We start from the raw sequence: 26936 nt of genomic DNA, 5'->3' as shown, positions 1-26936 counted from the left end.
TCTTTCATTTTTTTTATATGGTGGGTCTTTTGTGTTTTTTTTTTCTTTTCGGTGGGGGGGGGGGGGGGGCCCCCCCCCCCCCCCCCCCCCCCCCCCCCCGCGTATGTCATGGCATCAAGTGGGGGGTGGGGACACATGGCCTTCTGGGACGGCCTCTTTCCGGGCAGGGCCGCACAGTTCGACTCGGGCAGCGCGTCCAGCAACTCCATCGACCTCACCAAACGGCGCCCCGCGGTCTCCCTGACCAAGCAGGGCGCCGCCACCGGAAACCTCCGGGTCAACCTCTCCTGGCGGATGCGCACCTCCGACATCGAGGGCCGCTCACGCCAGAGCGGCCAGCTGCTCCGCCACCCCTCGAAGCTCTTCAAGCCCGAGGTCGTCCAGGCGCACACCCAGAGCATGGTCAACGTCGACCTGGACCTCGGCTGCATGTACGAGCTCGCGGACGGCAGCAAGGGCGTCGTACAGCCGCTCGGGAACTTCTTCGGGGCCCTGAACGCACCGCCGTACGTGAACCTGAGCGGCGACGACCGGTTCGGCGGCTCGTCCGGCGAGACGATCTTCGTCAACCTCGACCACCGGGACGAGATCAAGCGGCTGCTGTTCTTCGTCTACATCTACGACCAGACCCCGGCCTTCGACCGCACGCACGCCAAGGTCACGCTCTACCCCAGCAACGGGCCGCGGATCGAGATCGAACTGGACGAGCGCGCCCCCCAGGCCCGCTCCTGCGCGGTGTTCACCGTCGAGAAGGTCAAGGACGAGCTGATCGTCCGCCGCGAGGTGAAGTTCGTGTACGGCTTCCAGGCCGAACTGGACCGGTTGTACGGGTGGGGCCTGCAGTGGGGGCGCGGCTACAAGACCAAGGCCTGACCCGTGGCGTCACGGGCAGAGCCGAGGCCGGCCTTACGGGCGGACGAACTGCGGGCCCATCGGAGGCAGCCGGAAGTTCGGGTCCGGAGCGGGCGCGGCGGCCGCCGCGGGCTGCGGATAGCCGTAGGCGGGCTGCGCGGGCGAGACGGGCTGGGGATAGCCGTACGAGGGCTGCGCCGCGGAGGCGGGCTGCGGATAGCCGTACGAGGGCTGCGCGGGCGTGGCCGGCTGCGGGTAGCCGTAGCCCGGCACGGGCGTCGGGGGAGCGGTCGGCTGCGGCGGTACGGACACGGGAGGCTGGACGACGGTCGCGTCGAGCCCCTGGTCCGCGGCGGCCGGAGCCTCGCCCGCTCCCGAGCCGGACGACCCGTCGTCCGTGCCCTCGTCCACCGAGATCCCGAAGTCGGTGGCGAGCCCGACGAGCCCGGTCGGATAGCCCTGCCCCACCGCGCGGAACTTCCAGCCGTCACCGCGGCGGTACAGCTCGCCGCAGATGATCGCCGTCTCCTCGCCCGTCTCCGCCTTCACGTCGAACAGGGCCAGCGGCTCCCCGTCCGCCGCACCCGCGTCGTACAGCAGGATCCGCAGGTCGGAGACGGAGCGGAAGGTGTCGCCGTCCGAGGAGGCCGCGATCACCACCTGGTCGACCGACGGGTCGAGCCCGCCGAGGTCGGCCTCGACCGTGTCGGTCAGCCCCTCCGCCACCCGCTTCTTCGGCAGCCGCCGAACCAGCCCCGAGGGGTGACGCGGCTGGTTGTAGAAGACGAAGTCCTCGTCGGAGCGCACACGGCCGTCGGCGCCGAGGAGCAGCGCGGAGGCATCCACGTCGGGGACCCCCGGTCCAGGGGTCCAGCGGAGCACGGCCCGTACGGCCGCGGTGTCGAGAGGGACGTTGGAGCCCTTCAGCATCGCGTGCGTCATGACCGTCATCCTGCCTTCCCGGTCTGCCCCTGGACAACGCGGGGGCCATGGCGAACGGGGAGAGATGCGCCGGATGCGGATGAGTTACCTGGATTTCATGCTGGAAGGGAACTAAGGACACCCGCACCTACGTACTATTACCGGCCACATGTCGTCAGGGCCCACAGAGGCAGTCGGGGGAGTTACATGCGTCATTTCGGGCACATCCCGTCCGCTTCGCGGGCCGGGCTGTTCCATCAGGAGCCGGCCGAGTTCACCGCCGACTCGCCCGCGAGCACGCTCGCCGTGGCCCTGGGGGCCACCCTCTACAGCCCGGCCACCCGGCCGCGGCTCGCCGACGACGTGCGCAAACAGGCCGCTCGCGGGGTCGTCTCCATGGTGCTGTGCCTGGAGGACTCCATCGACGACGCCGATGTGGAGGCGGCCGAGGCCAATCTCGTCCGCCAGTTCGCCGACCTGGCGGCGGCGGACGCCCCCCAGGACGTACCCCTGCTCTTCATCCGGGTCCGTGAGCCCCACCAGATCACCGATCTGGCGGCACGGCTCGGCGACAGTGTCCGCCTGCTGTCCGGCTTCGTGCTGCCGAAGTTCACCGAGACCCGCGGACGGGCCTTCCTCGAAGCCCTCACCGTCGCCGAGAGGGCGAGCGGACGGCGGCTTTTCGCCATGCCCGTCCTCGAATCGCCCGAGCTCCTGCACCTGGAGACCCGCGCCGCGACCCTCGCCGGGATCGCCGCGACTGTAGACAAGTACCGGGAGCGGGTCCTCGCCCTGCGCCTCGGCGTCACCGACTTCTGCTCCGCGTACGGCCTGCGCCGCTCGCCCGACATGACGGCCTACGACGTCCAGCTCGTCGCCCATGTCATCGCCGACGTCGTCAACGTCCTCGGCCGCTCCGACGGCACCGGCTTCACCATCACCGGGCCCGTCTGGGAGTACTTCCGGCTCGGCGAGCGCATGTTCAAGCCCCAGCTGCGCCGCAGCCCCTTCCTGGAGGGCCGCGCGGAGGACCTGCGCACCGCGCTCATCGAGCACGACCTCGACGGGCTGCTGCGCGAGATCGAACTCGACCGGGCCAACGGACTGCTCGGCAAGACCTGCATCCACCCCACCCATGTGGTGCCGGTGCATGCGCTCTCCGTGGTCAGCCACGAGGAGTACAGCGACGCCCAGGACATCCTGCGGCCCGAACGCGGCGGGGGCGGCGTGATGCGTTCCGCGTACACGAACAAGATGAACGAGGTGAAGCCGCATCGCGCGTGGGCCGAACGGACCCTCCTGCGCGCCGAGGTCTTCGGCGTCGCCAACGAGGACGTCGGCTTCGTCGATCTGCTCACCGCCGGACTGGCCGGCTGACGGAAGGTGATGGACGACGTGGTGTGGTCGGGAACGTGGGTCGCGGAGCGACTGGGCGTCGAACTGATCGGCGGCGAGGAGCTCCCGGGCCTGTTGGGCCTCGCACTGCGCCGCAATCCGAAGCGCGCGCATCTGCTGGTCTCCAACGTGCTCGGCAAGCACGTGCCGCAGCGCCCCTCGGTGGTCCACGGCGCCGGGTACGACCTGGGCGTACGCGTACGTGAGCTGCTCGGCGAGGAGGAGGCGGCACGGGCCGTCGTCCTCGGGTACGCGGAGACGGCGACCGGGCTCGGCCACAGCGTCGCCGACGGCGTCGGCCTCGCCCCCTACCTGCACTCCACCCGGCGGCCCGTGGCGGGCGTCGCCCCGGCCGGCGGCTTCGAGGAGTCCCACTCGCACGCCACCTCGCACCTGCTGCTCCCGGAGGACCCGAAGCTGCTGGCCGGTGACGGCCCGCTCGTCCTCGTCGACGATGAGTTCTCCACCGGCAACACGGTCCTCAACACCATCCGCGACCTGCACGAACGCTACCCGCGCGACCGGTATGTGATCGTCGCCCTGGTCGACATGCGCACCCCCGCCGACCGGGACCGGCTCACGGGCTTCGCGGCCGAGATCGGCGCCCGTGTGGACCTGCTGACCCTCGCGGCGGGCACGGTGGGCCTGCCGGAGGGCGTCCTGGAGAAGGGGCAGGAGCTCGTGGCGCGGTACGAGACGGCCGCGTCCGGCCCGTCTGCCGTGCGGGCCGCGGACGGCGCCCCGCAGGCCGGTTCCCCCGTTCCCGCGCCGCGCGACACGGCTTCTCCCGTACGGGTCGACCTGGACTGGCCGCAGGGCGTGCCGGACGGCGGCCGCCACGGCTTCACACCGGAGCACCGCTCCCGCCTGGAGGTCGCCCTGCCTGCGCTGACGGCGCGGCTCGCCGAGGCGCTCCCGCCCGCGGGCCCCGGTCGCGTCCTCGTCCTCGGCTTCGAGGAGCTGATGTACGCGCCGCTCGCGCTCGGGGTCGCCCTGGAGGAGCACGGTCTCGACGTCTCGTACTCCACCACCACCCGCTCGCCCGTCCTCGCCGTCGACGACCCCGGCTACGCGATACGCACCCGGCTCGTCTTCCCCGCCCACGACGCGCCCGCCGACGGGCCCGGCGAGCGGTACGCCTACAACGTCGCGGGCGCCGGCTTCGACGCCGTCGTCGCCGTCGTCGACTCCGTCGCCGACACCCCCGAGCTGCATGCCCCCGACGGCCTGCTGGCCCGCCTCGCGGAGCACATCCCGCACGTGGTCCTCGCCGTCGTCCCCTCGTACGTCCCGTCGTGCGGACCGGCTTCCGCGTCGCTTCCGTCCTCCGCTTCGATCGCGGCCTCCGCGTCGCTTCCGTCACCCGCTTCGATTCCCGCTCCCGCCACCGAAGCTCCCGAAAGGAGCTCCATGCTGCCCGAGCCCCTCCGCGGCCCCGCCTTCTCCTCGTACGCGCCCGAGGAGGTCGGCTGGTTGCTCCAGGACCTCTCGGACGTCGAGTTGGAGGCACCGACCGAGGAGCGCGAGGAGGCGATCCAGAGCGGAGGCGCCCACTACGCCGAGTCGCTGCCGGTCGAGTACCAGCCGAGCGACCGGTACCAGGAGCTCTTCCACGCCGCCCTGGAGACCTCCGCCGCCCGGATCGCCCGCGCCGTCGGCACCGTCACCGAGACCGTCCTCGCGGAGAGGACCGGCACGCCCGTCCTCGTCTCCCTCGCCCGGGCCGGAACCCCCGTCGGCGTCCTGATGCGCCGCTGGGCCCAGGCCCGCCACGACCTCGACCTGCCCCACTACGCCGTCTCCATCGTGCGCGGCCGCGGCATCGACGCCAACGCGCTGCGCTGGCTCGCCGCCCACCACGACCCGGCCGACGTCGTGTTCGTCGACGGCTGGACCGGCAAGGGCGCCATCACCCGCGAACTCGCCGAGGCGATCGGGGAGTTCGAGCGCGCCGAGGGGATCGCCGGCTTCGACCCGGAGATCGCCGTCCTCGCCGACCCCGGCTCCTGCGTGCGCACCTACGGCACCCGCGAGGACTTCCTCATCCCGTCCGCCTGCCTCAACTCCACCGTCTCCGGCCTGATATCGCGTACGGTCCTGCGTGCCGACCTCGTCGGTCCCGACGACTTCCACGGCGGCAAGTTCTACCGCGAGCTCGCCGGCGCCGATGTCTCCAACCACTTCCTCGACGCCGTCGCCGCCCGCTTCGACGAGGTCGCCGATGACGTCGACACCGCCGTCAAGGAGCTGCTCGCCGCCGACCGCACCCCCACCTGGGAGGGCTGGGCCGCCGTCGAGCGGATCAGCGAGGAGTACGGCATCCACGACGTCAACCTGGTCAAGCCCGGTGTCGGCGAGACCACCCGGGTCCTGCTGCGCCGCGTCCCCTGGAAGATCCTCGCCCAGCGCGGTGCCGGCGCCGACCTCGCGCACGTACGGCTGCTCGCCGAGCAGCGCGGGGTGCCCGTCGAAGAGGTCGACGGACTCCCGTACACCTGCGTGGGACTGATCCACCCCCAGTACACGAGAGGCGCGACAGGCGCCGACGGGAAGGCGGTGGTCTCCCAGTGACCGGCATCGTGATGGTCGCGAGCGACCTCGACCGTACGCTGATCTACTCCTCCGCCGCCCTCGCGCTCGGCATGCCCGACGCGCAGGCACCCCGGCTGCTCAGCATCGAGGTGCACGAGTCCAAGCCGCTGTCGTACATGACCGAGGACGCGGCCGCGCTCCTGGAGCAGCTGGGCACCGAAGCCGTCTTCGTCCCCACGACGACCCGCACCCGCAAGCAGTACCAGCGCATCCAACTCCCCGGTCCCGCACCGAAGTACGCGATCTGCGCCAACGGCGGGCACATCCTCGTCGACGGCGTCAGCGACCGGGACTGGCACGAGGCCGTGGTGCGCCGACTGGCCGACGAGTGCGCGCCGCTCGCCGAGATCCGCGCCTACTTCACCGCCACCACGGACCTGTCCTGGGTGCGCAAGCACCGGGTCGCCGAGGACCTCTTCGCCTACCTCGTCGTGGAGCGCGAGCGGCTGCCGGAGGAGTGGCTGAAGCGGTTCGGCGACTGGGCCGAGGACCGCGGCTGGACGGTCTCCCTCCAGGGCCGCAAGGTGTACGCCGTGCCGAAGCCGCTCACCAAGAGCGCGGCGATGCGCGAGGTCGCGCGCCGTTGCGGCGCCACGCTCACCCTGGCCGCCGGGGACTCCCTCCTCGACGCCGACCTGCTGCTCGCAGCCGACCGCGCCTGGCGGCCCGGCCACGGAGAGCTCGCCGACACCGCCTGGGCCGCTCCGCACCTCGACGTCCTCGCCGAGCGCGGCGTGGCGGCGGGCGAGGAGATCCTCCGCCGGTTCCGGGCGACCGTGGCCGAGCACCACGCATCGGTGCCGACACAGCTCAACGGGTCCCCCGCCGTACTCCCCGACCCGGCCTGAGCAGCCGCAGCCCCACGAAGGACACGACCGCACCCGCGGCCGCCACGAGCACCGCCTTCGAGTACACCGACACATAGCCGGTGACCTGCTCCCAGTTGTCGCCGAGCGCGTAACCGGCCAGCACGAAGGCGGTGTTCCAGATCGCACTGCCCAGCGTCGTGAGCACGAGGAAGACGGGCAGCGGCATCCGTTCGATGCCCGCGGGCACGGAGATCAGACTGCGGAAGATCGGCACCATGCGTCCGAAGAACACGGCCTTGGTGCCGTGGCGCGCGAACCACGCCTCCGTCCGTTCGATGTCCGCGACCTTCACCAGCGGCAGCCTCGCCGCGATCGCGACCGTCCGCTCCCTGCCCAGCAGCGCGCCCACCCCGTACAGGGCGAGCGCGCCGATCACCGAGCCGGCCGTCGTCCACAGCAGTGCGGCGAGCAGATCCATCCGCCCGCTCGCGGAGGCGAACCCCGCGAGCGGCAGGATCACCTCGCTCGGGATCGGCGGGAAGAGGTTCTCGAGGGCGACGGCGATTCCCGCACCGGGAGCACCGAGCGTGTCCATGAGGTCGTTGATCCAGGTTTCCATGGCTTCGACGGTAGGAAGCGGGGGCGGTCGGCGGACTGGTGCCGGCCGCACAGCGCGGGTGCGGTTTTCCGCAGCTGTGGTCGTGGAATCCGCGAGTGTGGTTTTCCGCAGTGCGGGCGGGCGGTGGCTGCCGTTAGCGTGGCCGATCATGAGGACTCTCGCCGGGTATGTCACGCGCTGGCTCCGAGTGGCGGCCGGTCTCGCCCTCGGGGCCGCGACCGCCGTCGTCGAGCTGTTGTTCCTGATCGTCGGCGGACTCGCCCTGCTGCCCGTACTCGCCTGGCCACGCGGCCGATCCGCCGTCCTGCGGACCCTGACCGCCGCCGCCCACGCCCTCGGCCGGCTGGAGCGGAACCGGCTCGACCACTTCCTCGGCGTGAAGCTCCCCGGTGCCCAAGGAGACGGTGCGGCCCTGCGCCACCTCGCCGCGCGCTGGCCCCTCGGACTCCTCGGCGGAGTCGTCCTCGGCTGCGCCGCGTACGGCGTCGGTCTCGGCACCTTCGGCTTCTACGGCTGGCTGATCACCGAGATCGACCACCCCTGGCTCGTCGCCTTCAGCAGCCTCGCCGGGTTCTTCCTGCTCTTCCTGTCCGTCCAGGGATCCCTCGGCGTCGTCTCCCTGGAGGGCCGGCTGGCCCGCCACCTCCTCGGGCCCAGTCAGGCCCACGCGTTGGAGGCCCGGATCGCCCAACTCGCCACCAGTCGCGCCGAGGTCATGGACGTCGTGCACGACGAGCGGCGCCGTATCGAGCGCGACCTCCACGACGGCGTACAGCAACGGCTCGTCGCCCTCGGCATGTTGCTCGGCCGCGCCCGACGGCTGCGTGCCCGCGACCCGGAGCGCGCCGACGAACTGCTGCGCCAGGCCCACGAGGAGAGCCGGCGCGCGCTGACCGAACTGCGCGAGGTGGCCTGGCGGGTGTACCCGACCGTCCTGGACGAGGCCGGCCTCCGCGCCGCCCTGGAGAGCGTCGCCGAGCGCAGCCCGCTGCCGGTGGGGCTGGCGTACACGGTGCGAGGGGCGCTGCCGAGGGCGGCGGAGACGGTGGCGTACTTCGTCGTCTCGGAGGCGGTGACGAACGTGGTCAAGCACGCGGGCGCGACCCGGATCGACGTACATGTGACCGTGACGGAAGGGGAGTTGAGCGTGCGGGTGACGGACGACGGAGCGGGCGGCGCGGACGCGTCGGGGAGCGGGCTCAGCGGGCTCGCGAGCCGGACGGCGGCCCTGGACGGGCGGTTCGCCGTGGACAGCCCGGTGGGCGGCCCGACGGTCGTACGGGCGGTGCTCCCGTGCGCGTGATGCTGGCGGAGGACTCGACCCTGCTACGGGAAGGGCTCGTACGGCTCCTGACCGAGGAGGGCCACGAGGTGACGGCGGCCGTCGGCAACGCGGTCGAACTGCTGACGGCGGTGGCGGCGGACCCGCCGGACGTGGTCGTCGCGGACGTCCGGATGCCGCCGACGCACACGGACGAGGGGCTGCGGGCGGCCCTGGAGATCCGCCGGGACTGGCCGGACGTCGGTGTGCTGGTGCTCTCGCAGTACGTGGAGCGGCGGTACGCCACCGAGCTGCTGACCGGTGAGTCGGGGGCGGTGGGCTACCTGCTCAAGGACCGGGTGGCGCAGGTCGACGAGTTCCTGGACGCGCTGGAGCGGGTGGGCGAGGGACGGACGGCGTTCGACCCGGAGGTCGTCCGCCGCCTCCTGGTCCGCACATCCCACACCGACCCCCTGTCCCGGCTGACACCGCGGGAGGGCGACGTCCTGGCGGCGATGGCACAGGGGCACACGAACGCGGCGATCGCCGGGCAGCTGCACGTGTCGCAGAGCGCGGTGGAGAAACACATCAACGCGATCTTCGACAAGCTGGAGCTGACGGGCCGGGGCGAGGGATACAGCAGACGGGTGCTGGCGATCCTGCGGTATCTGGGGAGTTGAGGGGGGTGGGGGCTGGGGGCCCGGGGGCTGAGGCCGCCTGGGGGAGCTGACGCAGCTCGGGGAACTGGTCAGAACCGTTCCCGGAACGCTCCGTCCCCCCGCTCGCTCAGTTCCCCGCGCCACCCGCCTCCCGCATGTTCAGCCGCAGCAGCCGCCGCCGCAGCAACCGCCGCCTCCGCCGCCGCTGGGGGCGGGTGCGGCCGCTCCCGTCGCCGTACCGCCCACGGCGACGGCGGAGAGCAGCTTGACGGTGTCGTCGTGCCCGGCGGGGCAGGCGGCGGGGGCGGAGGACTCGGCCATGGGACGGCTGAGTTCGAAGCTGTCGCCGCAGGTCCGGCAGCGGTATTCGTAACGAGGCATACGGACAGGCTAGCCGGAGTGGTGCCCGGCGCCACGCTCCTCGCGGATCTGCTCGACGACGCGGGCGGCGGTGGCGCGGACGGCCTCGAGTTCCATGAGGAAGTGCCAGTAGTCGGGGTGTCGTCCCTCCAGCGTGCCGATCGCCCGGTCGAGCCGTCCCACGGCGTCGTCGAGGGGGCGGGCGTGGCGGGGGTCGGGGGTGTTGCGCCCGTCCATGGCGAGGCGCTGGGCGTCGCGGACGGCGAAGCGGGTGCGGTCGATGTCGTGCTGCGGGTCCTTGGCGACGGCCTCGAGGCGGCGGAGCCGGTCGCCGGCGGCGGAGACGGCCTCGTCGGTGGTGTTGAGCAGGGCGCGGGCGGTGGAGAGCAGGCTGGTGGCGTCGGGCCAGCGCTGTTCGTCGCGGGCCTTGGCCGCCTCCTTGAGCTTCTCCTCGGCCTTGCGGACGTTGTCGCTCGCCTGCTCGGGGACGTGCTGGAGGTCCTGCCAGCAGGCGGCGGAGAAACGGCGGCGGAGCTCGGACAGGACCGGCTCGACCGCACCGGCTCGGGTGGTGAGCGCCTCGGCGCGGGTACGGAGGGAGACCAGGCGCTTGTCGGTCTCGGCGGCCCGCTCGGGCAGGCGCTCGGCCTCGGCGCGGACGGCCTCGGCGTCGCGCAGGACGCGGTCGGCGCGCTGGAGCGTCTCGGGGACGCCGTGGCGGCCGGCGCCTTCGTTGAGACGGGTCAGTTCGGGGCCGAGGGCGGCGAGGCGCGCGGCGAGATCGTCCGCTCGCAGACCGGACTGGCGCGCCGTGTCGAGAGCGGTGCTCGCGTTCCGGAGTGCTTGTCGGGCCCGCTCGACGGCGGGGGCGAGGCGGGCGAGCTGCGTCTCCGCCTTGTCGAGCAGCGGCCCGAGGCCCTGCTCGAACCGGTCCAGCTCTCCCTTGACCCGTACGAGCTCGTCCTTGGCGCGGGTGAGCTCGGTGCGGGCGCGGTTGGCGGTGGCGGCGTCGAGCTCGTCACGGTCGAGGTCGTGGGCGTCGACGGCGGTGATGTAGGCGTGGCTGACCTCGTCGATCCGTTGCCCGAGGGCGGAGAAGCCGTCGATGGCGTGCCGGGCGCCGGGGGAGCTGTCGACGGCGGTGATCGTCTCGATGGAGATCCGCAGATCACGCTGGGCGGTGTCCAGCTCGTAGAACGCGGCGGCCGCGGCGTCCTTGGCGGCCTGCGCCTCGGCCCGCTGGCTCTCGCCGCGTCCACCGAACCAGCGCCGTGTACCGCCGCCGGCGAAGGCGGCGGGAAGAAGGGCGAGGGCGAGCAGGGGCAGCGCGAGCGCGACCCGTCCGATGCCGCCCCCGCCTCGTACGTCCGCCCCGGTTTCCGTCTCCGCCCCCGTCGTCACGGCGCTCGTCGAACCGCCCCTCGCGTGAGTCGCCGCCACGTCCCTCTCCCGTGCTGTGTCCGCCCTGCCCGGTCTGGTTCATTGTCCCACCAGGTAAGGACGAACACACGGGCCTGTCAGTTCGCGCTGCGGACGACGACTTCCCCGTTGTCGCTGCGGGCGGTGACGACGTTGGGGCTGCCCTTGCGGGTCGGCACGTCGATCCGGACGCTGCCGTTGTCGCTGCGCCCGTCGACGTCGTACGAGGTCGGGCCGGTGGGGAGCGCGATGTCGATCTCCCCGTTGTTGCTGACGGCCTCGACGCGCCCCGGTGCGGCGCTCAGGGAGAGCCGTACGGCCCCGTTGTCGGACCGCGCGACGATCTGCGCGGAGGTGGTGCCGTCCTCGACGACGACCTCTCCGTTGTTACTGGTCAGATCGAGCGCGCCGGAGGACCCGCGGACGAGGACGGCGCCGTTGTCGGACCGGACCTTCAGCGGGGTCTTGAACCCGTCGGCGGTCACCTTCCCGTTGTCGTCCTCGACGGTCACGGCGACGCCGCGGGGGACCTGGATCCGGTGGACGGAGTCGCAGTTGCTGGCGAGGGCGTCGCACTCCACCCGCAGGGTGAGCCGCCCGCCTTCGAGCCGCCAGGTGGCGTCGGGCCCGTCGCCCATGAACACCCACCCGTCGACCTGCCGGCTGACCCGCACGTCCTCGATGTCGGCGGGCACGATCTCCAGGGCGGAGTTGTCGGAGTCGACGGTGAGCGCGTCCCCGGAGAAGGCGAAGCTCTTGCGCTCGACGGGCGCGCCGTCGACATCGGCGCTCCCGCACCCACCGACCCCGAGAGCGACGACGACGGCCCCACCGGAGGCGAGGAGCATACGGATGCGGCGACGAGCGGCCATGACGATCAAACCCCCAGGTAACGCGCTGACTGTCCCCACAAGGTACGGACGCCACCAGCTCGGCCACGATCCGGCGACCCACCGTCCGATGGTGGGGCTACCCCCCGAACCCGCCCGGTTTGCGGGACCCACCGGTGGGCCATGTACGCTGTTGCCTCATTCCACGGGTGCGTAGCTCAGGGGTAGAGCGCTGCTCTTACAAAGCAGATGTCGGCGGTTCGAAACCGTCCGCGCCCACCAGTGCAAAGGCCCCCGCAGCTCACCGCTGCGGGGGCCTTTGACGGTAGAGGCTGACGGCAGTCTCACTCAGGACGGCGCCGGCGGAGCAGCCGGTCCATGTGCCCCATCGCCTCCCTTCGGCGCTCGTCGGAGACGTGGGTGTAGATGTTCATCGTGACGGCGATCTGCGAGTGCCCCAGGATCTCCATCACGACCCGCGCCGGCACGCCCGCGGCGAACAGGAGCGTCGCGCACCCGTGCCGTGCGTCGTGCAGCCGGATCCGGGGGAGCCCGGCCGCCTCCGTGATGCGCTGGAACGAGCGGCTGAGGTTCATCGGCTCGACCGTGCGGCCTGTACGCGTCGTGAAGACGTAGTCACTGGCCTGCCAGTCCTGCTTTGCCGCGTCCCGCAGCACCGTCTGCCGGAGACGCTGCCAGCGCAGCGGAGGCACGCACATGAGGGGGAGAGGGATGACGCGGCTCCGGCGGTTCTTCGTCGAGTCCGCGTACAGCTCGTTCTGCACCCGCTGGATCTGGTTCCGCACGGTGAGGGTGCGACGGTCCAGATCGATGTCCGACCAGCGCAGCCCGAGCACCTCCCCGCGGCGCAGCCCGAGGGCCACGGCCAGGACGAACGTCGCGTACAGCGCGTCCCCCCTTGCTGCCTCCAGGAAGGTCGTCGTCTGCTCCAGGTCCCACGGCTGCAGTTCCCTCTGCTGCACCCGCGGGGCTGGTACGAGCTTGACCACGTTCCTGCTGATGAGCTCCTCCCGGCAGGCGGCGCTGAGCGCGCTGCGCAGGACGCGGTGCGACTCCTTGGCCGTGGCCGGGGAGGCCTTGGCCGAGACAGCGGTGAGCATCCGGCGGACGTCCGCTGCCCCCAAGTTCTCCAGGCGCTTGGTCCCGATGTTGGGGATCAGGTAGAGGCGGACATGGGTCTCGTATTTGGCGTACGTCGTCTTCTTACAGTCGCCCTTGACGAACTGCTCCAGCCAGTACGGCAGCCACTCGGAGAGCTTGGCCGAGCGGGTCGGGGTCGGGATGCGCTGGCGGTCCCGTCGGACGAGTTCCTGCCGCTTGGCGTCGCACTCCTCCCACGTGGCCCCGTACACCGTCTTCCTCTTCCGGGTGCCGTCGGGCTGGGGGACGTACACACGGGCTTCGTAACGCCCGTCCTTATGCTGCCAGCACCGTTCGGGTTCCTCTTGCGTGCCATCAGGCGGCGTCCTCCAGGCGGTTGTTCATGTAAGTGCGGAGTGCGTCGAGGGGGATGCGGCGGCAGCGGCCCTCGGTGTAACTGGGCAGGGCACGGGACCGGATCAGGTCGTAGACCTTGCTGCGGCTGTACTTCAGAGCGGCCATGACTTCGGGGACGGTCACGGCGGTGTGGCTGGTCGGGATCGCGGTCGTCAAAGCAGGCCTCCTCGGCCCTCATGGGGGGCGAAAAAGTTGGAGATACATTGCGCTGAGTCGTGACTCATCGCGACTCAGAGCGGCTCAGGGGATCGGGTTGAGCGTGATTCCGGCGTACGTGGCCACCTGCCGGCCGAAGGCGTCGCGGGGTCGGGTGCGGTGGAGCTGGGGGACGACGGAGAGCAGGTTGCGGCCGAAGAGCTGCTTGGTGCCGACGGACCGCACGCCGTTGTCCTCAGCCCACTCCCGCCAGGCGGCCCACAGGACGTCGACGGGTACTTCGCGGGTGTGGCCGGTGGTACAGCGTTCGCGGACGAATGCGGACGTCGGCGAGGCGGTGTCCTGCATGGTCATGACCGCGTCCTGCGAGGAAGCCGGTTCGGTGATCCGACCGGTGCGCTCCAGGCGGGCCAGGCCGTCGAGGGCCCAGTTGATGATCCCGGGCATCTCCGCGGCGAGCTTCTCCGTCAGCTCGGTGTCCTCCTTGCCGAGCCAGGAGACGGTCATGTTGAGGACGATGAACCGGCGGGCGATGACGCCGGAGGAGTCGCCGAAGTTCGGCAGCTCGTTGGTGAGAACCATGAGCCGGGTGGGCAGCTTGCCGGTCCAGACGTCGCGGTACTTCCGGTCGATGTCGATGGTGTCCTCGCCGGAGATCGTCAGCAGCCGCTCGACGACCTGGCCCCCGTCGCCGGACAGACGGGCGTCGGAGATGACGGCGAGCGGCTTGCCGACGAGGGTGGAGAGCCCGAAGTTCGTGCCCAGTCCGGCGAGCGTCGGGCCGGCGAGGTTCTCCTTGCCGACCAGCTCCTTCAGGATCCGAGCGATCGTGCCCTTCCCCGAGCGGGTCGGTCCTTTCATGAGCAGGATCTTCTGCTGGTCAGTCCGGCCAGAGAGCACGTAGCCGAACCACTCCTGGACGGCGGCGATGGACTCGGGGTCGTCCGGCCAGATCCCGTTGAGGAACGCTTCCCAGGCGGGCGCGGTCGCGTCGGGGTCGTAGTCGTATGGGACGGACACCAGGTTGAAGAACCCGGGGCCGTGAGGCAGCAGCTTGCGGTCCCGGATTCTCAGCAGTCCGTTGCGGCAGGCGACGATCGGGCTTGTGTCGTGCTTGCCGCTCTCGCCGTCGATCCAGGCCGGGGCGTCGGTGTCGGTGGGCAGGAAGGTGATGGCGCTCAGCGCGTCGAGAAGGTTGCTGATCTTTGTCTTCGTCGGCGCCCACTCCCGCACTTCCGGCAGCCCGTTCTTGTCGACGCCGGCGCAGAACGTGGTGTGCTCCAGGCGCTTGTAGAGCCCGGCGCGCATCTGCTGTTCGTCGTACTCCCGCCAGCACGTTCCGGTCCACCGCATCCACGACCCCCGCCAACGACGCAGGCGCAGCTGTCCGTCCTCGGTGTGCCAGGCGGGAACGAGCTTGCGGGCCACAGCCATCGGGTTGGATGGCGAGGGCAGCTCCTCCGTGCCGGTCACGCGGCTTCCTTCCCGTGGGGCAACAGCGGGCAGGTGGTGCGGTGGCGGGTGTGGTCGGCGATGAGCGCGGCGGCTTTGCGCTGCCCGAACGCCACCAGGTCCCGCCCGCAGGAGCACCACGAGCGCACGGAAGGAGTCGTGTCCCCTCCCGGCGCGGAGATCCGCAGCAGGGCAACGATCCGGGGCCCATCAGCCGTGGCGCTCACGCGGTCGCTCCAAGAGCATCCTGGAGGCCGTTGACGACCGCCCGGCGGGCATACGGCTCGGGGACGCCGACGGAAACGGCGGCGTCGATGATGTCCTCGCCCAGGGCGTCGAGCCCGCAGGGTCCGGGGCAGGCGGTGTGCTGTTTGGCGAGGAATCGGGCGGCTCCGTACGCGGCCGTCCCAGCGCCCTTCTCGGCTCGGGCCTGGACGAGCGCGATACCGCGGTCGACGCCAGTGCGGACGTAGCCGTCGGTGTGGCGGCAGCCGGTGGCCACACTCCGGTCCCACCGGGACGTGGCGGAAGAATCCACGACCTTGCGGGCTGGGGTGGACTCTTCCTTGACGACCAGGGCGAGGACGGCCGGCGGCAGCACCGCCATGGTGCCGGTACCGGAACCGAGCCAACGGGCGTAGGACATGAGGGACTTGATGTCGACGCCCGGCCGGACGTGGTTGGCGGAACGCATCACGCCCTGGTAGATCCAGTGTTCCCCGCGGGTCGTGATCACGGTTCGGGTTGGCGGCAGGGCGGTGCGGGCCCAGTCGACGGCGTCGGCGTCGTCCAGGTCGACCACGGTCACTCCGGCCCCGCCGGGGTGGTAGGCGACGGTCACCGCGTGCACCCAGGCGCTGGCCCAGGCAGGCGACTCGATGATGTGGGGGTCGGCGGTGGCGGCGGCCCAGCCGTGGCACGGCCGCGGGCAGACGCAGGGGCCGGGGGTCTTCATGTTCGGCCGGCCACCGCACGCGTTGTCGGTGCAGTCGGGGCAGTTGCCGAAGGGGCCCTTCCCCGCCCGCAGTGGCAGCACCGGAATGAGGCCTGCTGCGAGGTACAGGGCTGTGGCGAGGTGACGGCCGTCTCGCCGGATCGAGGTGGGATAGGTCATGCTGGGTGTCTCCAGTTCTCTCGAAAGTGCTGGCAGACGAGGGCGGCCCCGGACTTTGGCGAGACGGGGGCCGCCCTCGGCGTATCTACGAGGTCATGCGACGGACACGGATGAGCGCCTCACGCGCCGCGTCGGTGGTGAACTCGTAGCCGACGTAGGCACTCGGGCCCGGGAACGCGGTGCAGGGGGTGGTCTCCAGGAGGCGGGCGGCGTGGTGGACGCAGCCGAGCTTCTCGGCGCCCTTGCGGTCGCGGAGAAGGACCGCGTCGGCAGCGCCTTCACAGGGGTTGGGGTCGGTGTGGTGGGCGGCGGCGCAGCGTTCGGTCATGCGGCGAGCTCCTTGTCGTCGGTGAGGGTCCAGGTCCAGGCCTCGCCATCAGCTGCCGCGCGGCCAGCGGCTTCGGCCAGGAGCCGGGCGGCGGCCGCGATCTTGGGCTTCGTGAAGCGGTGGCGGGCCACCTTCATCAGCGCCTCGCTGATCGCCTCGGCCTGGGCAGGCGTGAACTGGGCGCCCTCGGCGGCCGCGTGCTCCAGGAGCTCGACGAGCTGGCGGCGCTGGTTGTACGGGACGACGCCGGTGACGTAGTCGGCGAGGCCGGTGATGAACGTGAGCGGGTGGCGGTCCTGGCCGAAGAAGTCGGCGCCGTGGCTGGTCACGAGGTGGGTGGTCATCGCTGCGTCTCCTGTCGGGCGGCGGCTGCGGCTTCGCGGACGAGGGCGAGGACTTCGGTCTGGGTTCGGCTGGTGGCGTCGTTCCAGTGGTGGAAGGGCTGGGTGGTGCCGCGGCGGGCGAGGGCGTTCTGGAGGCGGGTGCCGGCGGTGCGGGCGGTGGTCTCGTTGCCGTAGCCGAGGCGGAACAGGACGGCCTGGGCGCCGAGGATGCAGCGGCGCCCGGACGTGGAGCGGGCGGTGCCCTGGGCCCAGCCGTAGCGCTCGATGACGAGGGCGGTGAGCTCCAGGTGCTCGGCGACCTCGATGTGCCGTCCGCCGCCGTGGAGCTGACGGAGCAGCGGGAAGGCGAGGACCCAGTCGGGCAGGAGCCGCAGCGCCCGCGCGGGCGGGGTGAGGACTGGGGTGGAAGACAACTCGTCTCCGGTCAGCACCGGGGCGGTGCCGAGGGCTTCGGCGACGAGCTCGGCGGTGGTCTTGGTGACGAGCGGGTGCGCGGTCGTGCGGACGCGGGCGAGGAGGTACTGCTCGATCTCGCGGACCAGGAGCGCGGCCTCGTCGGCGAGTTCGGGGCTAGTGGTGTCGGGGGCGGTGAGGGTCTGGGCGGTCACGGTGCCTGACTCCTTATATGCCAGTTTGGCCTAAGGCGGAGACCTGGACGGAGCCCGGACGGGCGCGCGTTGTCGCAGGTCAGGGAGTTGGGCGACTCGGACGGATCCGGGGCCGACCTGGACGCAGGGCGTCCGGGTCTCGGCTTCGGTGTCCGGGTCCGGGCCCGCCCGGCCCCCGGTCAAATCGGGGCATATCCGGGCGGGTGTCCGGGTGTTGTCCGGGTTGGAATCAGGCGGTGAGCCCGAATCGGGCGGCCGCCGCGGCCTCGACCCGCTCCAGCGGGTAGCCCGCGAGGCGCGAACCCTTCTCGCCCCACGGCCGCTTGGCCTTGTCGGCGTCGGTCCGCACGACCAGGGCGCCGAGCTTCTCGGCGGTGACCGGGTGGCCGGCGGTCCTGAGCTCGTCGACCAGGAGCTGGCCGGGCAGCCACTCGGCCGGGCCGGTCTCGGTGGCGTGGGCCGTGAAGACGTCCAGGACGTCGGCGAGGATCAGCGCGTCCTCGTCGCCCCGGCCCCGCAGCTGCTCGGCGAGCGTGAGCGGGGCCGAGGGGAGCGTCCCGGCCTTGCGGCGCCACTCGGTGGCCCGGGCGAGGAGGGTCTCGACCTTCTCGTCGGTGTAGTAGTCGGCGCGGACCATCTGGGGGTTGGTGCCCTCGGCCCAGAGGTAGCCGGCGCCTCGCATCTCGGCCTGGATGGTCTTCGCGGAGTAGCCGGAGGCGGCGGCGCCCTTGCCGAGGATCGTGTCGGACGCCTCGGGGGTGGTGCAGCGCAGCGCCCACCGGATGGAAAGCAGGTCGCGGAGGCTGGTGTCGACGACGTCGGAGCCGGGCTTCTGGGTCGCGCAGAAGGTCACGATGCCCGCGGCGCGGCCCCGGGAGACCAGGTTCCGCAGCGCCTTGGTGATCTTCTTTCCGTACTCCTCGTCCGTTGTGTAGAACATCAGCTCGTCGACGCAGAGCAGGAGCTGGCGCAGCTCCGGGTGCTGGTCGGCGAGCTCCTCGGTGACCTTCCGCTTCCCGAGCTTCTTCAGCAGCGCGTACCGCTGCTTCATGTCCTTGATGAGGTCGAGCAGCATCGCGTAGAGCGCCTCGGGATCCGCGTCGCCCTCGAACGCCTCACACAGCGGCTCGAAGGGCTCCAGGTCACCACCGCCCTTGCCGTCGGCGAACCACAGGATCACGCGCGGGTCGAGCGCGGCGTGAAGTAGGATCGTGTTGCCCGAGGCCGACTTGCCCGCGCCGGGCTCGCCCCCGACCAGGATCGAGCGCTCCACCACCGAGATGGAGATCGGGAGTCCCCGCACATCGGGGCCGATGGAGATGGGGCCCCAGAAGTTGGCGGGCGCCTCCAGAGCGAGGAGCGGGCCGGGCTTGGCCTTGTCAGTGAACGGCAGATCGCGGCTCACGTAGAGCTCGATCCGGCCGGAGCGGCCCTTCTTCGCGATCGAGACCTGGGCCTCCTCCACGCCGAACGCGGCGGCCAGTTCGTCGGTCGCGCGGATCGCGCGCTTGGCAGGGATGCCGGGCGGAAGGTCGAGAACGGCCGTCCAGGCCCCGCGGGTGTCGAGCATCGGCATCTGCACCACGCGCAGCGTCTCCTCCGACCCGATGACCTTCGCGGCCCGGAACGCGGAGTCGAGCATCGGGGCGGTCATCCGGTCGCCGTCGCCGAGCGAACGCCACTCCGAGGTCCAGTCCGCGTCCTCCTCGTACGGCTTGCGCCCGGCGAACGCCCCGCCGGAGAAGGTGGCGAGGAGACCGGCGGCCAGGCCGAGGCCGCCGCCCGTGGCGTAGCCGGAGCCCATCGCGGCGAGCGGCGGACCGTAGACGACACCCGCGCGCAGGTTCCGAGCGCGGTTACGGTCCTTCTTCGCCTTCTTGTGCAGCGCGACGGCCTGCTCGGCGGCCGCGGTCGCCGCCTGCGCCGACTTCATCGCCAGCTCCTTCTTGTTACCAAGGATGCGGGGAGTGAAGCGGGCGTGCCGGGACGCGGCCCTCGCCTCGCGGGTCAGGACGTGCGCGGTGTGGGCGGCGGACTGGACGCGGACGCCCTCGAAGCCGACGACCCACTCGTGCATCCGGCGGGCCCCGCGGCCGAACTGGCGGACGTGGCCCTTGTCCGTGGCCTGGCGCCGGACCCAGCGGCGAAAGCCCCGCCGGCGGGCCCGGTAGAAGACCCCGGCCCAGGCGGCCCAGCCCTCGGGCGACTTCATCCACGCCGGGATGAGCGGGGCGTCGTCGAACGCGTCCAGGTCGACCTTCTCCACCGGCCTGGCCGGGGCCGGTGCGGCCGGGGCGAGGGGCTTGTCGAGGATGACGCGAGCGGTCTCCAGAACGAGGGTCCGGTCCGCCGTGGCGGGCACAGGCGCCTCGGTGTCGTCGGCGGTCTCGGCCCAGTCGGTCCACTGCGCGGTCTGCGGGTGGAGGTAGGTCACGGTCGCGCCCTCCGGCTCGGCCGGGGCGGTGGTGTTCTCAGCGATGTGCTCGGTCATGCTGGCTCTGCCTCCTGGTGAGGTAGCGGGGCCCGGCCGGTGCTGCCAGGCGAGGGCCGGGCCCCGCGTTCAGGGGTGGGTCAGGACTGGACGAGGTGCGGGCCGGCCACGTGCCGGGCGCCGGTGGAGTCGATGAGCCAGACCTCGGGCGTCGCCTCGAACTTGACGCGGTAGCCGCGGGTCGTGGTCCGCTCGATGCCCCGGCGGTCCCTCAGCGCCTTCTTCACGGCGTCCTGGGGCGAGCGGGCGCCTTCGACAAGGACGGTGCGGATGCCGGACGGGGCGACCGGCCAGGTGACGGTGTGCGCGGGCGTCGTGCGGGTGACCGACGTGTCCGACCGGTCGGCGGCGGCGACGTTCTCGGTGACGAACTGCGGGTCGAGCGGCTTGCGGCTGAACAGACCCATGACGGGCCCTCCCTGAGGTGCGGTGGGGTGGTTCAGGCGACGTGCAGGTGGCGCTGTTCGATGACGAGGTCACGCAGTCGCAACGCGTCCTCGCGGCGGATCTGGAGCTTCTTCGCGAGACCCGCAGCAGAGATCTGCTTGCCCTCGGCGACGAGCTCGGCGGCGGCCGCGAGCGCGTCCGGCAGGAGCTCCTTCAGCTCGTCGTCGGACCGTCCCGCCGGGGTGTCCCGGCGCGGTTGCTCAGCGGACTTCTCGGGAGGTTTCGCCCCAATTCCCGCTTGGGATTCGGGCACCTGTGTGAGTTCGGGAAGCGGGTTGAACTTCGCGGCCTGGAGCCCGGTCTGCAGGAGCTCGTCGCGGACGTTGTCGCCGAGCTCGAACGCGGCCCCGAGCTGGAGCACGGCGTTGGTCGCGGTCGCGTACAGCTCGGCGCTCAGGCCGGGCTCGGCGCCGGTGTGGATGCGCCACGCGGCGGCGAACGCCTGCTCGTCGGTGATCGCCCCGTACGGGAGCGCGGACTTGAGCTTGTCGGCCTGCTCGGCGATCGGCTTGTGGTGCTTGCGCCGCTTGGCCTCGTGCTCGCGGCGGGCTTTCTCCTCGCGCTTCTGGGCCCGGGTTTCACCGTGGCTGCCGTGGGTCTTCAGGTCCCAGATGTAGATCGCGAACAGCGAGCTCGCGCCGAGGACGAACGCGACCCACGGGTGGGCGCCGTACGCCTCCAGGCCGTGCCAGAAGTTCACCGCGGCCGCCACGGCGGAGACGGCCCAGGTGCCGATCCGGTACTTCCTCGGCTCACGGCCCGCGTCCTCGGCCTGCTTGCCCATGAACGTGATCGCCCAGGCGCCACCCTCGAGCATCGCGGCCAAGAGGCCGGCCATCGGCGCCGCCACCGTCGCGCCGGTCAGCGCTCCGATCTGGGAGAGGACCGCCGGGACGATCGAGGCGACCATCACGAACCCGACGAACAGCGTCGCGGGGTTGGCCTTGAGCCAGCGGATCAGCTTCGCGCGCTTCGCAGCGGCCGCCGCCTTCTTCGCCTGCAGCTCGGCCGCGCGGGCCTTCTTGTCGGCCTGCTCCTGGCGGCGGTTGGCCTCCGCGTCCTTGCGCTTCTCCTCGGCCCGGGCCTTCTCCCGCTCACGGGCGGCATCGAGCTCCAGGCGGCGGTCCTCGCGGTCCTGGGCGCGCTCGGCTGCCCGGTCGGCGCGGCGCTCTTCGCGGGTACGAGCTCATCGGGTCCCCCAGCCGTCGGGGACGCGATCCCCGACAGGGCATCAGCGAGTTCGGCACGGAGTCGGGGCGAGACCCGGGCGAGGCAGAAGCGGCGGGCAAACCGCTCGTCGACGGCCGCGATCGCCCTGGCCACGGTCTCGGTGATCAGGCTGGCCAGTGCGACGACTCCGGCCACCAGGCCGAGGGCCAGCTCCAGCACCGTGAGGACGAACAGCAGGATCTGGGCGAGCGTCCTCATGCCGCACCCCGCTCGAAGCGCTGGGCGGAGCGACGGGGGAAGGACAGCACCCGGGCGCCCAGCAGGCTCCGGTAGTAGGCGAGGTCCTCGGCGTCGACGTCCGTGTCAGCCGCCTCCTCCAGGGCGCCGACGATGTCCCGCAGCGCGTCCTGGCCGACGGCCGAGTCGAACTCCACCGGCTCCAAGACGCAGCCCATCCCGGCCTCAGTGAGCTCGGTTCCGGTAACGATCCTCTGGCCAGCAACGATCACGTTCATGGGTCGTACTTCCTTTCGCGGGTTGGGACGGCCCGAACCGAGGCCCCGGTGTTCGAGCACCGGGGCCTCTTGCCGTTGGAGCGCAGTGGGGTTCTCCGGCTCCCCGCCGCCCCGCCCGTACACACCCCGCGAACAGGGCGCGGACAGGTGGAGGAGGCAACCGGCCGCAGCCGAACGACTGCGGGCGTTAGATGACGCGGTGGGCGCGGCCGCCTCGCCGGTCGAGCGGGGGCGGCGCCTGGATTCTTCGTCGGTACATCAGGACCTCCTGGGCGTCGGGCAAAGGGATGGAGCGCTGCAAGGGGGACCTCGTCCCCACTCTCCGGCCGTTGCTCGCGGTCACCGGGCCACCTCGCCAGTCGGGCCGAAGCCCTGTCCTCTGGCCTTCAGCGGGATCGCAGCGTCCCCGCCTTGAGCACACCCCGTCAGGGCCATTGCGGCCCATCTGGTGCGCACCAATAGATTGACATCTGGTGCGCACCAGATGCAACCCCTGGTTCGGATTGCGTGTCGGTGTACTCCTCCAGAGAACGGCCCAATTGGGGTGTCTCGGTAGGCAACTGGGGTTAACCTCAAGGGTGTTAACCAGCTCTCACCTGCGGCTCTACGGAGGCGGCGTGGCTAAGGGGTTAAAGGCGATCCGGACCGCGCGAGGGTGGTCGCAGGACCGACTCATCCATGAGATGCGGCGGTTCGCGGAGCAGCGGCTGATCGACATCGCATCCGCGGCCAGCCTCAAGACCTACGTGTCGGAGTGGGAGAACGGGCGACGCACCATCACGGATCGTTACGCCGGGATCCTGCGACCACTCCTGGGCGCCACCGACGTCGAGCTGCGGGGTAAGGACGAGGCCCCCGCGCTTCAGGCGGACGGCTATGCGGACTTGCTGAGCCGGATCGACGCGGCCGGCAGCCTGAGTCAGTCCATGGTCCCGTCGTTCCTGGCCCAGACCGAGCTACTCCGGACCATGGACCGCCAGATGGGCGCAACTGGCTTGGTCGACCAGATGAACGGCCATCTGGTGGCGATGGAGGAAGCGTTGACCTTCGCCGTTCTGCCAGGGACGCGACGGCCTATCGCAGCCGCCCTTGCGGGAGCGTCCACCCTCGCAGCCTGGCAAGCGTTGGACGCCGGCGCCGTGGATCGGGCATGGCGGCGGTACGAGCTCGCCAAAAAGGCGGCGCAGGACGCCGAGTCCCCGTTGTACCTGGCGCACGCCATGGGCGAGCAGGCGTACGTACTCGCGGACGCTGGTAGGCCTCAGCTGGCAGTCGAGTTGGTGAGAGACGCGCAGCGCACCCACCCCGAACGCCAGTCACCCCGCCTCAGGGCATGGCTGGCGGCGGCTGAGGCCGAACTGTGTGCTGCCGTCGGCGGCCCGGAGATGGAGGCGGCCGCGAGGGCGGCTCTTGTGCGGGCGACCGAGCTTCTTCCGGACGACGGCGAGGTACGCGACGCCGACATGCTGAGCATCTTCCTCAACACCGGTCACCTGTCGAGGTGGCGAGGGAACGTCCTGGCCAAGCTCGGAGATGCCTCAGCGATGGAGGAGCTGTACGCGTCGCTCCGCAGCGCCGACGAGACCTTCGTACGCGCCAACTCCGGCATCCACTGTGACCTCACCCAGGCGCACCTCGCCCGCGGTGAGCTGGATGACGCTCGGTCCCATCTCCAGAAGGCCCGGTTGCTGGCGAACCGCACGGGCTCCGTGCGGTACCGCCGGCGTGTGGAGCTTCTTACCGGGCGCCTCTAGTTCGGGACGCGAGGATGTGGAGCAGAGCCACGAGTGTCCCGGATCCCATGAGCTTGCCCTCTGCCATCAGGTGTGGGATGTCGTCGAGGGGGATCCAAGCGATCTCCCCGGCTTCCTCGGCGTCGGTCGGCTCGCCGACCTTCTCAGCGCCATGGGCTACGAAGATCTCATGGGGTGAGTCGACCATGCCGATCATCGGCTGGTAGCTGATCACGTGCTCGACGGGGCCGGGACGCCACCCCGTTTCCTCCTCGGTCTCGCGGGCCGCCGTGGTTGCGGCGTCCTCGCCCCCATCCACGATTCCGCCAGGCAGTTCCCAGCCCCACTGCTGCGGCACGAAGCGGTACCGCCACAGCATGAGCACGCGGTCCTGGTCGTCGATCACGGCGGTGACCGCGACGCGGAACAGGCGAACGACATGGTGCTCGAACCGATCGACGCCGGGGGGCTCGACGTCGACCAGCTCCAGGCTCACCCACCGGTTCTCGTAGACGTGCCGGGCGCCGTAGATCTTCCACGGCTCCATCTCCACCGGAGTCGGGACGCTCTCGCCGCCGAGGACGCGGTAGGAGCTGCGGTCGTGAGCCTTGATGTAGTGCTCATTCGACAGTCGGGCGAGTACCTGACGCAGCGCGGTACGGCCGATCTCAAGCTCGGCGCTCAGAGTTCGTTCGGACGGCAGCTTGTCGCCTGGGCTGAAGCGGCCGGACTCGATCCACGACCGGATCGTCTCGTAGACCCTCTGCGTTTTGGGTCCCATCCTTAGCGCACACTCCCGGATCGTCGGTTGGTGGTAGCTAGCGTATCCGGAGGGCGGAACGGGTGACTCAGCCATGCAAACCTCTCTCCTGAGTATCACTCACTCACCTTGAAGCGGATTACGTGCGCAGATCAAATTTAGACTCTAAAGGAAATCGCTTTGACTCCTTGCAGGTTAGAGGCGAGGATTCGACAGAACTACTTGCAAGCCTCAACATTCTCAGGCGACACAATCCCGGCGCCTTGGCGACTCTCAGCTCTGCGCGGAGAAATCTGAGCCAGCGCGTGATGCAATGCATCTCTCGGCATTTGCGCGGGAATCGGCTGCAGCTTCTCTGGCGCCACCACGGGCGTAGGCCGCAGAAGACCTCTCCCATGCCTCTTGAATCTGGCACTGTTCGGCACCCGATGCACTTAGGGTCGCAGCCAACTCACCCCACGCTTCACCACTTTGGAACCAGTCCTGAATCTCAGCAAAAATTTCAGCAGCTCGCCTACCAGCAGCGGCGGCTTCTTCGAAGCGGCACAATTCTCGAAGCGTGGCGCCAAGATTATTCCAGACGGCGGCTTCGTTATGGATGTCCTGGGACCGTTGATGGAAATCGAGGGCCGTTCGATGAGCATGAAGGGCTTCATCGAAGCGGCGCAGCTTATTAAGCGTGAGGCCGAGATTATGCCAGGCGCCGGCTTCATTTATATGGTCGCCAGCCTGTTGGTGCAGACGGAGAGCTTTTTGATGGGCCTCAAGAGCTTGATCGAAGCGACCTAGCTCTTTAAGTGCGAGGCCAGCGCTGTTCCAGGAGATGGCTTCATCGTTAATTTGGCCACTCTGCTGATGCAGGCGAAGGGAAGTTTGATGGGCTTCAAGGGCTTCATCCAAACGATGCAATCTTTGAAGCGTGACGCCCAAGCCATCCCAGAAGGCGCCTTCATTTCGGGTGAGCCTAAATTCTTTGTATAGACGAAGGGCCGTTTCGTGAGCTTGGAGGGCTTCATCAAATCGGCGCACTTCGTTGAGGGCGTGGCCAAGGTTATTCCAGGCGTTAACTTGACTTCGGGCGTCTTTGAGAGAAGCGCAAGCGTCAAGAGCAAGGGAGGTAACAGTAACTAGGTCTCTGAGGTGCCGCCGCCAGCGCAAGTAGTAGTGAATCGCGAAACTTAGGTCGCGGCTTGCGTGAGGGGTGATGTGGGCGGCGGCAATGAGGTTTTCACGTTCAGCGTCGAACCAATTTGCAGCCTGCCTAAAGTCTGCAAACCGCGAGGAGGCAGGCCGCCCGGCATAAAACCCGAAGTGGCTATTAGCTGCCTGGGCGTGCTCTATGTAGTAGTCGAGAAGCCGAGCCTGCGCTTGCTCATAGCGGCGGCGTGGAGCGCGCCCACTATCCATAACTGCTTCAGCTTGTTCGAGAGCATAGGCGCGCAGGAGGTCGTGCATCTGCCAGCGGTTGCGGACGATGGCATTTCGTTCAATTAGATGACTGGCGGCTAGCCTCCCCAAAAGGAGTTCAGTAGCCGACTGGGACTGATCGACTAGCACCATTGCGGCGGCGGTTGCGATATCGGGGCCCGGATTGAGCGACAACAGGCGAAAAAGTTCCTGCTCTTTTGGAGAGAGGCGCTCTAGAGACTGATCAAAGGTGGTGCGCAGGCTACGTTCACCATCGTCCAGATAGTTAAGGGAATCCTCCGGTTGAGAAAGCGCTTCAGCGCGCTCCGACAATGGCTGGGTGGGATCTTGAGCCAAGAGTGCTGCGGTAATCTGGAGAGCCAGCGGCAAATATCCACAAGCCAAAGCGACTTGCTCAGCCGCATCCGGTTCCTGACCTACCCTTACATCGGTAGGATCATTACTTTTCAGCGCTGAATCCAGCAGGGCAACAGAGTCCTCAGGCTGGAGATGATTGATGGTCCGCATCCGGCCCAGTCCTGTAAGGCGATGCCGGGAAGTGATAAGCATCCCGTGATTCCCTGGCGGTAGCAAGGGTTGCACCTGAGTGACGGAGGAAGCGTTGTCAGCCACTATCAACAATCGCTCACCTGCCTCTTGCCGCGCATTCAACTGTGACCGATACAAAGCTTCCCGCCCCATGCCGGGCGGCGGAAGATGGTTAGGATGCACTCCAAGTGATCGCAAAAGTGCTTCCAAAGCGTCATCCGCTTGGGTTGGGTTTGGGTCGTATCCACGTAGGTCGACCAGCAGCACGCCGGTATACCAGCCTTGCTTCTGTGCCTTGTGTCCGGCCGCGTAGGCCAGAGTAGTCTTTCCGACCCCACCCCACCCTGATAGCACGGCTACAGCAGGTCCGCTAGCGCGATTAGGATCTAGTACCCCTATGACAAAATCAAGATCGTCATCGCGACCCGTAAACCCGGTCGGCAACTGCGGCAAAGCATCCAAAGCAGTGGGAACTGGCGCGTACTGCTGAACGTAAGTATTCGTGGTTTGCGTCCCACTACCGAGCACTTGACTATGCTCGAACGACGCTCCTGCGAAGTTGCTCCCGATCCGCTGCCCTTGCCTCGGACGCTTGTCTTTCGTACCGCCACTCTTACGCTTGCCGGA

The 26936-nt window shown here is 69.9% G+C and carries 25 protein-coding genes, 1 tRNA gene and 1 pseudogene; 8 read left to right on the top strand and 19 right to left on the bottom strand.

Annotation, left to right across the window (positions count from 1 at the left end; genetic code table 11):
* Nucleotides 1–135: 135 nt before the first annotated feature.
* A complete protein-coding gene (locus ACFQ7Q_RS07810) occupies nt 136–873 on the top strand; it encodes a Tellurium resistance (RefSeq protein WP_383551081.1) in 738 nt (245 codons plus the stop codon).
* Nucleotides 874–906: 33 nt separating this feature from the next.
* Here the strand turns inward: ACFQ7Q_RS07810 and ACFQ7Q_RS07805 are convergent, their stop codons facing one another.
* On the bottom strand, nt 907–1803 hold the full coding sequence (locus ACFQ7Q_RS07805) for a TerD family protein (RefSeq protein ID WP_383551079.1): 897 nt from the start codon (nt 1801–1803) through the stop codon (nt 907–909).
* Nucleotides 1804–1980: 177 nt separating this feature from the next.
* On the opposite strand from ACFQ7Q_RS07805, the gene ACFQ7Q_RS07800 reads away from it, so the two are divergent.
* Genes ACFQ7Q_RS07800 through ACFQ7Q_RS07790 form a run of 3 tightly spaced genes read left to right on the top strand, consistent with a single transcriptional unit; the run spans nt 1981 to nt 6608 of the window.
* Complete coding sequence (locus tag ACFQ7Q_RS07800; RefSeq protein ID WP_383551077.1) at nt 1981–3150, top strand: HpcH/HpaI aldolase/citrate lyase family protein; 1170 nt, start codon at nt 1981–1983, stop codon at nt 3148–3150.
* Nucleotides 3151–3159: 9 nt separating this feature from the next.
* Nucleotides 3160–5739 carry a phosphoribosyltransferase gene (locus tag ACFQ7Q_RS07795; protein WP_383551075.1) on the top strand — a complete coding sequence of 860 codons (2580 nt, stop codon included), beginning with the start codon at nt 3160–3162 and terminating at the stop codon, nt 5737–5739.
* Between the two features lie 11 nt (nt 5740–5750).
* Complete coding sequence (locus tag ACFQ7Q_RS07790) at nt 5751–6608, top strand: HAD family hydrolase (RefSeq protein WP_383551193.1); 858 nt, start codon at nt 5751–5753, stop codon at nt 6606–6608.
* Here ACFQ7Q_RS07790 and ACFQ7Q_RS07785 read toward each other — a convergent pair.
* On the bottom strand, nt 6571–7188 hold the full coding sequence (locus ACFQ7Q_RS07785) for a DedA family protein (RefSeq protein WP_383551073.1): 618 nt from the start codon (nt 7186–7188) through the stop codon (nt 6571–6573). The two genes, ACFQ7Q_RS07790 and ACFQ7Q_RS07785, sit on opposite strands and share 38 nt — an antisense overlap.
* 148 nt (nt 7189–7336) lie before the next feature.
* Here ACFQ7Q_RS07785 and ACFQ7Q_RS07780 point away from each other — a divergent pair, with 148 nt between their 5' ends.
* The gene (locus ACFQ7Q_RS07780) at nt 7337–8491 is read left to right on the top strand and encodes a sensor histidine kinase (RefSeq protein WP_383551071.1); all 1155 of its coding nucleotides are present in this window, start codon (nt 7337–7339) and stop codon (nt 8489–8491) included.
* On the top strand, nt 8491–9129 hold the full coding sequence (locus ACFQ7Q_RS07775; RefSeq protein ID WP_383551191.1) for a response regulator: 639 nt from the start codon (nt 8491–8493) through the stop codon (nt 9127–9129). Before ACFQ7Q_RS07780 ends, ACFQ7Q_RS07775 begins: the two co-directional genes overlap by 1 nt.
* A 138-nt stretch (nt 9130–9267) precedes the next feature.
* Here the strand turns inward: ACFQ7Q_RS07775 and ACFQ7Q_RS07770 are convergent, their stop codons facing one another.
* The 3 genes from ACFQ7Q_RS07770 to ACFQ7Q_RS07760 all read right to left on the bottom strand — a co-directional run bounded on the left by ACFQ7Q_RS07770 (nt 9268) and on the right by ACFQ7Q_RS07760 (nt 11759).
* The gene (locus ACFQ7Q_RS07770; protein WP_383551069.1) at nt 9268–9489 is read right to left on the bottom strand and encodes a zinc ribbon domain-containing protein; all 222 of its coding nucleotides are present in this window, start codon (nt 9487–9489) and stop codon (nt 9268–9270) included.
* A gap of 9 nt (nt 9490–9498) precedes the next feature.
* Complete coding sequence (locus ACFQ7Q_RS07765; protein WP_383551189.1) at nt 9499–10815, bottom strand: hypothetical protein; 1317 nt, start codon at nt 10813–10815, stop codon at nt 9499–9501.
* Nucleotides 10816–10985: 170 nt separating this feature from the next.
* Entirely contained in the window at nt 10986–11759 is a 774-nt protein-coding gene (locus tag ACFQ7Q_RS07760; RefSeq protein ID WP_383551067.1) for a DUF4097 family beta strand repeat-containing protein, read from the bottom strand.
* Between the two features lie 165 nt (nt 11760–11924).
* On the opposite strand from ACFQ7Q_RS07760, the gene ACFQ7Q_RS07755 reads away from it, so the two are divergent.
* Nucleotides 11925–11999: transfer RNA gene (locus tag ACFQ7Q_RS07755), tRNA-Val, on the top strand.
* Between the two features lie 62 nt (nt 12000–12061).
* On the opposite strand, the pseudogene ACFQ7Q_RS07750 reads toward ACFQ7Q_RS07755, so the two are convergent.
* The 12 genes and pseudogenes from ACFQ7Q_RS07750 to ACFQ7Q_RS07695 all read right to left on the bottom strand — a co-directional run bounded on the left by ACFQ7Q_RS07750 (nt 12062) and on the right by ACFQ7Q_RS07695 (nt 21860).
* Nucleotides 12062–13194 (bottom strand): annotated as a pseudogene (locus tag ACFQ7Q_RS07750) (tyrosine-type recombinase/integrase).
* Entirely contained in the window at nt 13194–13391 is a 198-nt protein-coding gene (locus ACFQ7Q_RS07745; RefSeq protein ID WP_383551065.1) for a helix-turn-helix domain-containing protein, read from the bottom strand. Before ACFQ7Q_RS07745 ends, ACFQ7Q_RS07750 begins: the two are co-directional and overlap by 1 nt.
* Before the next feature lie 84 nt (nt 13392–13475).
* The gene (locus tag ACFQ7Q_RS07740) at nt 13476–14864 is read right to left on the bottom strand and encodes a phage/plasmid primase, P4 family (protein ID WP_383551063.1); all 1389 of its coding nucleotides are present in this window, start codon (nt 14862–14864) and stop codon (nt 13476–13478) included.
* Nucleotides 14861–15070 (bottom strand): hypothetical protein, encoded by a 210-nt coding sequence (locus ACFQ7Q_RS07735; RefSeq protein ID WP_383551061.1) that lies wholly within the window; start codon nt 15068–15070, stop codon nt 14861–14863. The genes ACFQ7Q_RS07740 and ACFQ7Q_RS07735 overlap by 4 nt, the downstream gene beginning before the upstream one ends.
* Nucleotides 15067–15957 (bottom strand): DNA primase, encoded by an 891-nt coding sequence (locus tag ACFQ7Q_RS07730; protein WP_383551059.1) that lies wholly within the window; start codon nt 15955–15957, stop codon nt 15067–15069. The genes ACFQ7Q_RS07735 and ACFQ7Q_RS07730 overlap by 4 nt, the downstream gene beginning before the upstream one ends.
* An 85-nt stretch (nt 15958–16042) precedes the next feature.
* The gene (locus ACFQ7Q_RS07725) at nt 16043–16285 is read right to left on the bottom strand and encodes a hypothetical protein (protein ID WP_383551057.1); all 243 of its coding nucleotides are present in this window, start codon (nt 16283–16285) and stop codon (nt 16043–16045) included.
* The gene (locus ACFQ7Q_RS07720) at nt 16282–16629 is read right to left on the bottom strand and encodes a hypothetical protein (protein ID WP_383551055.1); all 348 of its coding nucleotides are present in this window, start codon (nt 16627–16629) and stop codon (nt 16282–16284) included. Before ACFQ7Q_RS07720 ends, ACFQ7Q_RS07725 begins: the two co-directional genes overlap by 4 nt.
* The gene (locus tag ACFQ7Q_RS07715; RefSeq protein WP_383551053.1) at nt 16626–17237 is read right to left on the bottom strand and encodes a hypothetical protein; all 612 of its coding nucleotides are present in this window, start codon (nt 17235–17237) and stop codon (nt 16626–16628) included. Before ACFQ7Q_RS07715 ends, ACFQ7Q_RS07720 begins: the two co-directional genes overlap by 4 nt.
* Nucleotides 17238–17466: 229 nt before the next feature.
* Nucleotides 17467–19728 (bottom strand): FtsK/SpoIIIE domain-containing protein, encoded by a 2262-nt coding sequence (locus ACFQ7Q_RS07710; RefSeq protein ID WP_383551051.1) that lies wholly within the window; start codon nt 19726–19728, stop codon nt 17467–17469.
* 80 nt (nt 19729–19808) lie between these two features.
* Nucleotides 19809–20135, bottom strand: a complete 327-nt coding sequence (locus ACFQ7Q_RS07705) for a hypothetical protein (RefSeq protein ID WP_383551049.1) — start codon at nt 20133–20135, stop codon at nt 19809–19811.
* A gap of 32 nt (nt 20136–20167) precedes the next feature.
* Nucleotides 20168–21088 (bottom strand): hypothetical protein, encoded by a 921-nt coding sequence (locus ACFQ7Q_RS07700; protein WP_383551047.1) that lies wholly within the window; start codon nt 21086–21088, stop codon nt 20168–20170.
* 511 nt (nt 21089–21599) lie between these two features.
* Nucleotides 21600–21860, bottom strand: a complete 261-nt coding sequence (locus ACFQ7Q_RS07695) for a hypothetical protein (protein WP_383551045.1) — start codon at nt 21858–21860, stop codon at nt 21600–21602.
* 617 nt (nt 21861–22477) lie between these two features.
* On the opposite strand from ACFQ7Q_RS07695, the gene ACFQ7Q_RS07690 reads away from it, so the two are divergent.
* Nucleotides 22478–23614: an XRE family transcriptional regulator gene (locus ACFQ7Q_RS07690; RefSeq protein WP_383551043.1), complete on the top strand. Its 1137-nt coding sequence runs from the start codon at nt 22478–22480 to the stop codon at nt 23612–23614.
* Here the strand turns inward: ACFQ7Q_RS07690 and ACFQ7Q_RS07685 are convergent.
* Both ACFQ7Q_RS07685 and ACFQ7Q_RS07680 read right to left on the bottom strand, forming a co-directional pair.
* Nucleotides 23598–24374: an NUDIX domain-containing protein gene (locus tag ACFQ7Q_RS07685; protein WP_383551187.1), complete on the bottom strand. Its 777-nt coding sequence runs from the start codon at nt 24372–24374 to the stop codon at nt 23598–23600. The genes ACFQ7Q_RS07690 and ACFQ7Q_RS07685 overlap by 17 nt on opposite strands.
* A 252-nt stretch (nt 24375–24626) precedes the next feature.
* The gene (locus ACFQ7Q_RS07680; protein WP_383551040.1) at nt 24627–26576 is read right to left on the bottom strand and encodes a tetratricopeptide repeat protein; all 1950 of its coding nucleotides are present in this window, start codon (nt 26574–26576) and stop codon (nt 24627–24629) included.
* Nucleotides 26577–26936: the final 360 nt, after the last annotated feature.

The organism is Streptomyces sp. NPDC056527 (assembly GCF_042794475.1).
GTDB lineage: Bacteria > Actinomycetota > Actinomycetes > Streptomycetales > Streptomycetaceae > Streptomyces.
Note: the sequence above shows the minus strand (reverse complement) of the source record. Positions and strands in the feature narration are given on the sequence as shown.

Bases quoted from the DNA above. Each gene is read 5' to 3' on its own strand.
- ACFQ7Q_RS07810 (WP_383551081.1), top strand. From the start codon at position 136: ATGGCCTTCTGGGACGGCCTCTTTCCGGGCAGGGCCGCACAGTTCGAC.
- ACFQ7Q_RS07725 (WP_383551057.1), bottom strand. From the start codon at position 16,285: ATGACCGAACGCTGCGCCGCCGCCCACCACACCGACCCCAACCCCTGT.
- ACFQ7Q_RS07775 (WP_383551191.1), top strand. From the start codon at position 8,491: ATGCTGGCGGAGGACTCGACCCTGCTACGGGAAGGGCTCGTACGGCTC.
- ACFQ7Q_RS07805 (WP_383551079.1), bottom strand. From the start codon at position 1,803: ATGACGGTCATGACGCACGCGATGCTGAAGGGCTCCAACGTCCCTCTC.
- ACFQ7Q_RS07785 (WP_383551073.1), bottom strand. From the start codon at position 7,188: ATGGAAACCTGGATCAACGACCTCATGGACACGCTCGGTGCTCCCGGT.
- ACFQ7Q_RS07705 (WP_383551049.1), bottom strand. From the start codon at position 20,135: ATGGGTCTGTTCAGCCGCAAGCCGCTCGACCCGCAGTTCGTCACCGAG.
- ACFQ7Q_RS07795 (WP_383551075.1), top strand. From the start codon at position 3,160: ATGGACGACGTGGTGTGGTCGGGAACGTGGGTCGCGGAGCGACTGGGC.
- ACFQ7Q_RS07730 (WP_383551059.1), bottom strand. From the start codon at position 15,957: ATGACCTATCCCACCTCGATCCGGCGAGACGGCCGTCACCTCGCCACA.
- ACFQ7Q_RS07685 (WP_383551187.1), bottom strand. From the start codon at position 24,374: ATGGGACCCAAAACGCAGAGGGTCTACGAGACGATCCGGTCGTGGATC.
- ACFQ7Q_RS07780 (WP_383551071.1), top strand. From the start codon at position 7,337: ATGAGGACTCTCGCCGGGTATGTCACGCGCTGGCTCCGAGTGGCGGCC.
- ACFQ7Q_RS07720 (WP_383551055.1), bottom strand. From the start codon at position 16,629: ATGACCACCCACCTCGTGACCAGCCACGGCGCCGACTTCTTCGGCCAG.
- ACFQ7Q_RS07800 (WP_383551077.1), top strand. From the start codon at position 1,981: ATGCGTCATTTCGGGCACATCCCGTCCGCTTCGCGGGCCGGGCTGTTC.
- ACFQ7Q_RS07760 (WP_383551067.1), bottom strand. From the start codon at position 11,759: ATGGCCGCTCGTCGCCGCATCCGTATGCTCCTCGCCTCCGGTGGGGCC.
- ACFQ7Q_RS07695 (WP_383551045.1), bottom strand. From the start codon at position 21,860: ATGAACGTGATCGTTGCTGGCCAGAGGATCGTTACCGGAACCGAGCTC.
- ACFQ7Q_RS07770 (WP_383551069.1), bottom strand. From the start codon at position 9,489: ATGCCTCGTTACGAATACCGCTGCCGGACCTGCGGCGACAGCTTCGAA.
- ACFQ7Q_RS07710 (WP_383551051.1), bottom strand. From the start codon at position 19,728: ATGACCGAGCACATCGCTGAGAACACCACCGCCCCGGCCGAGCCGGAG.
- ACFQ7Q_RS07790 (WP_383551193.1), top strand. From the start codon at position 5,751: ATGGTCGCGAGCGACCTCGACCGTACGCTGATCTACTCCTCCGCCGCC.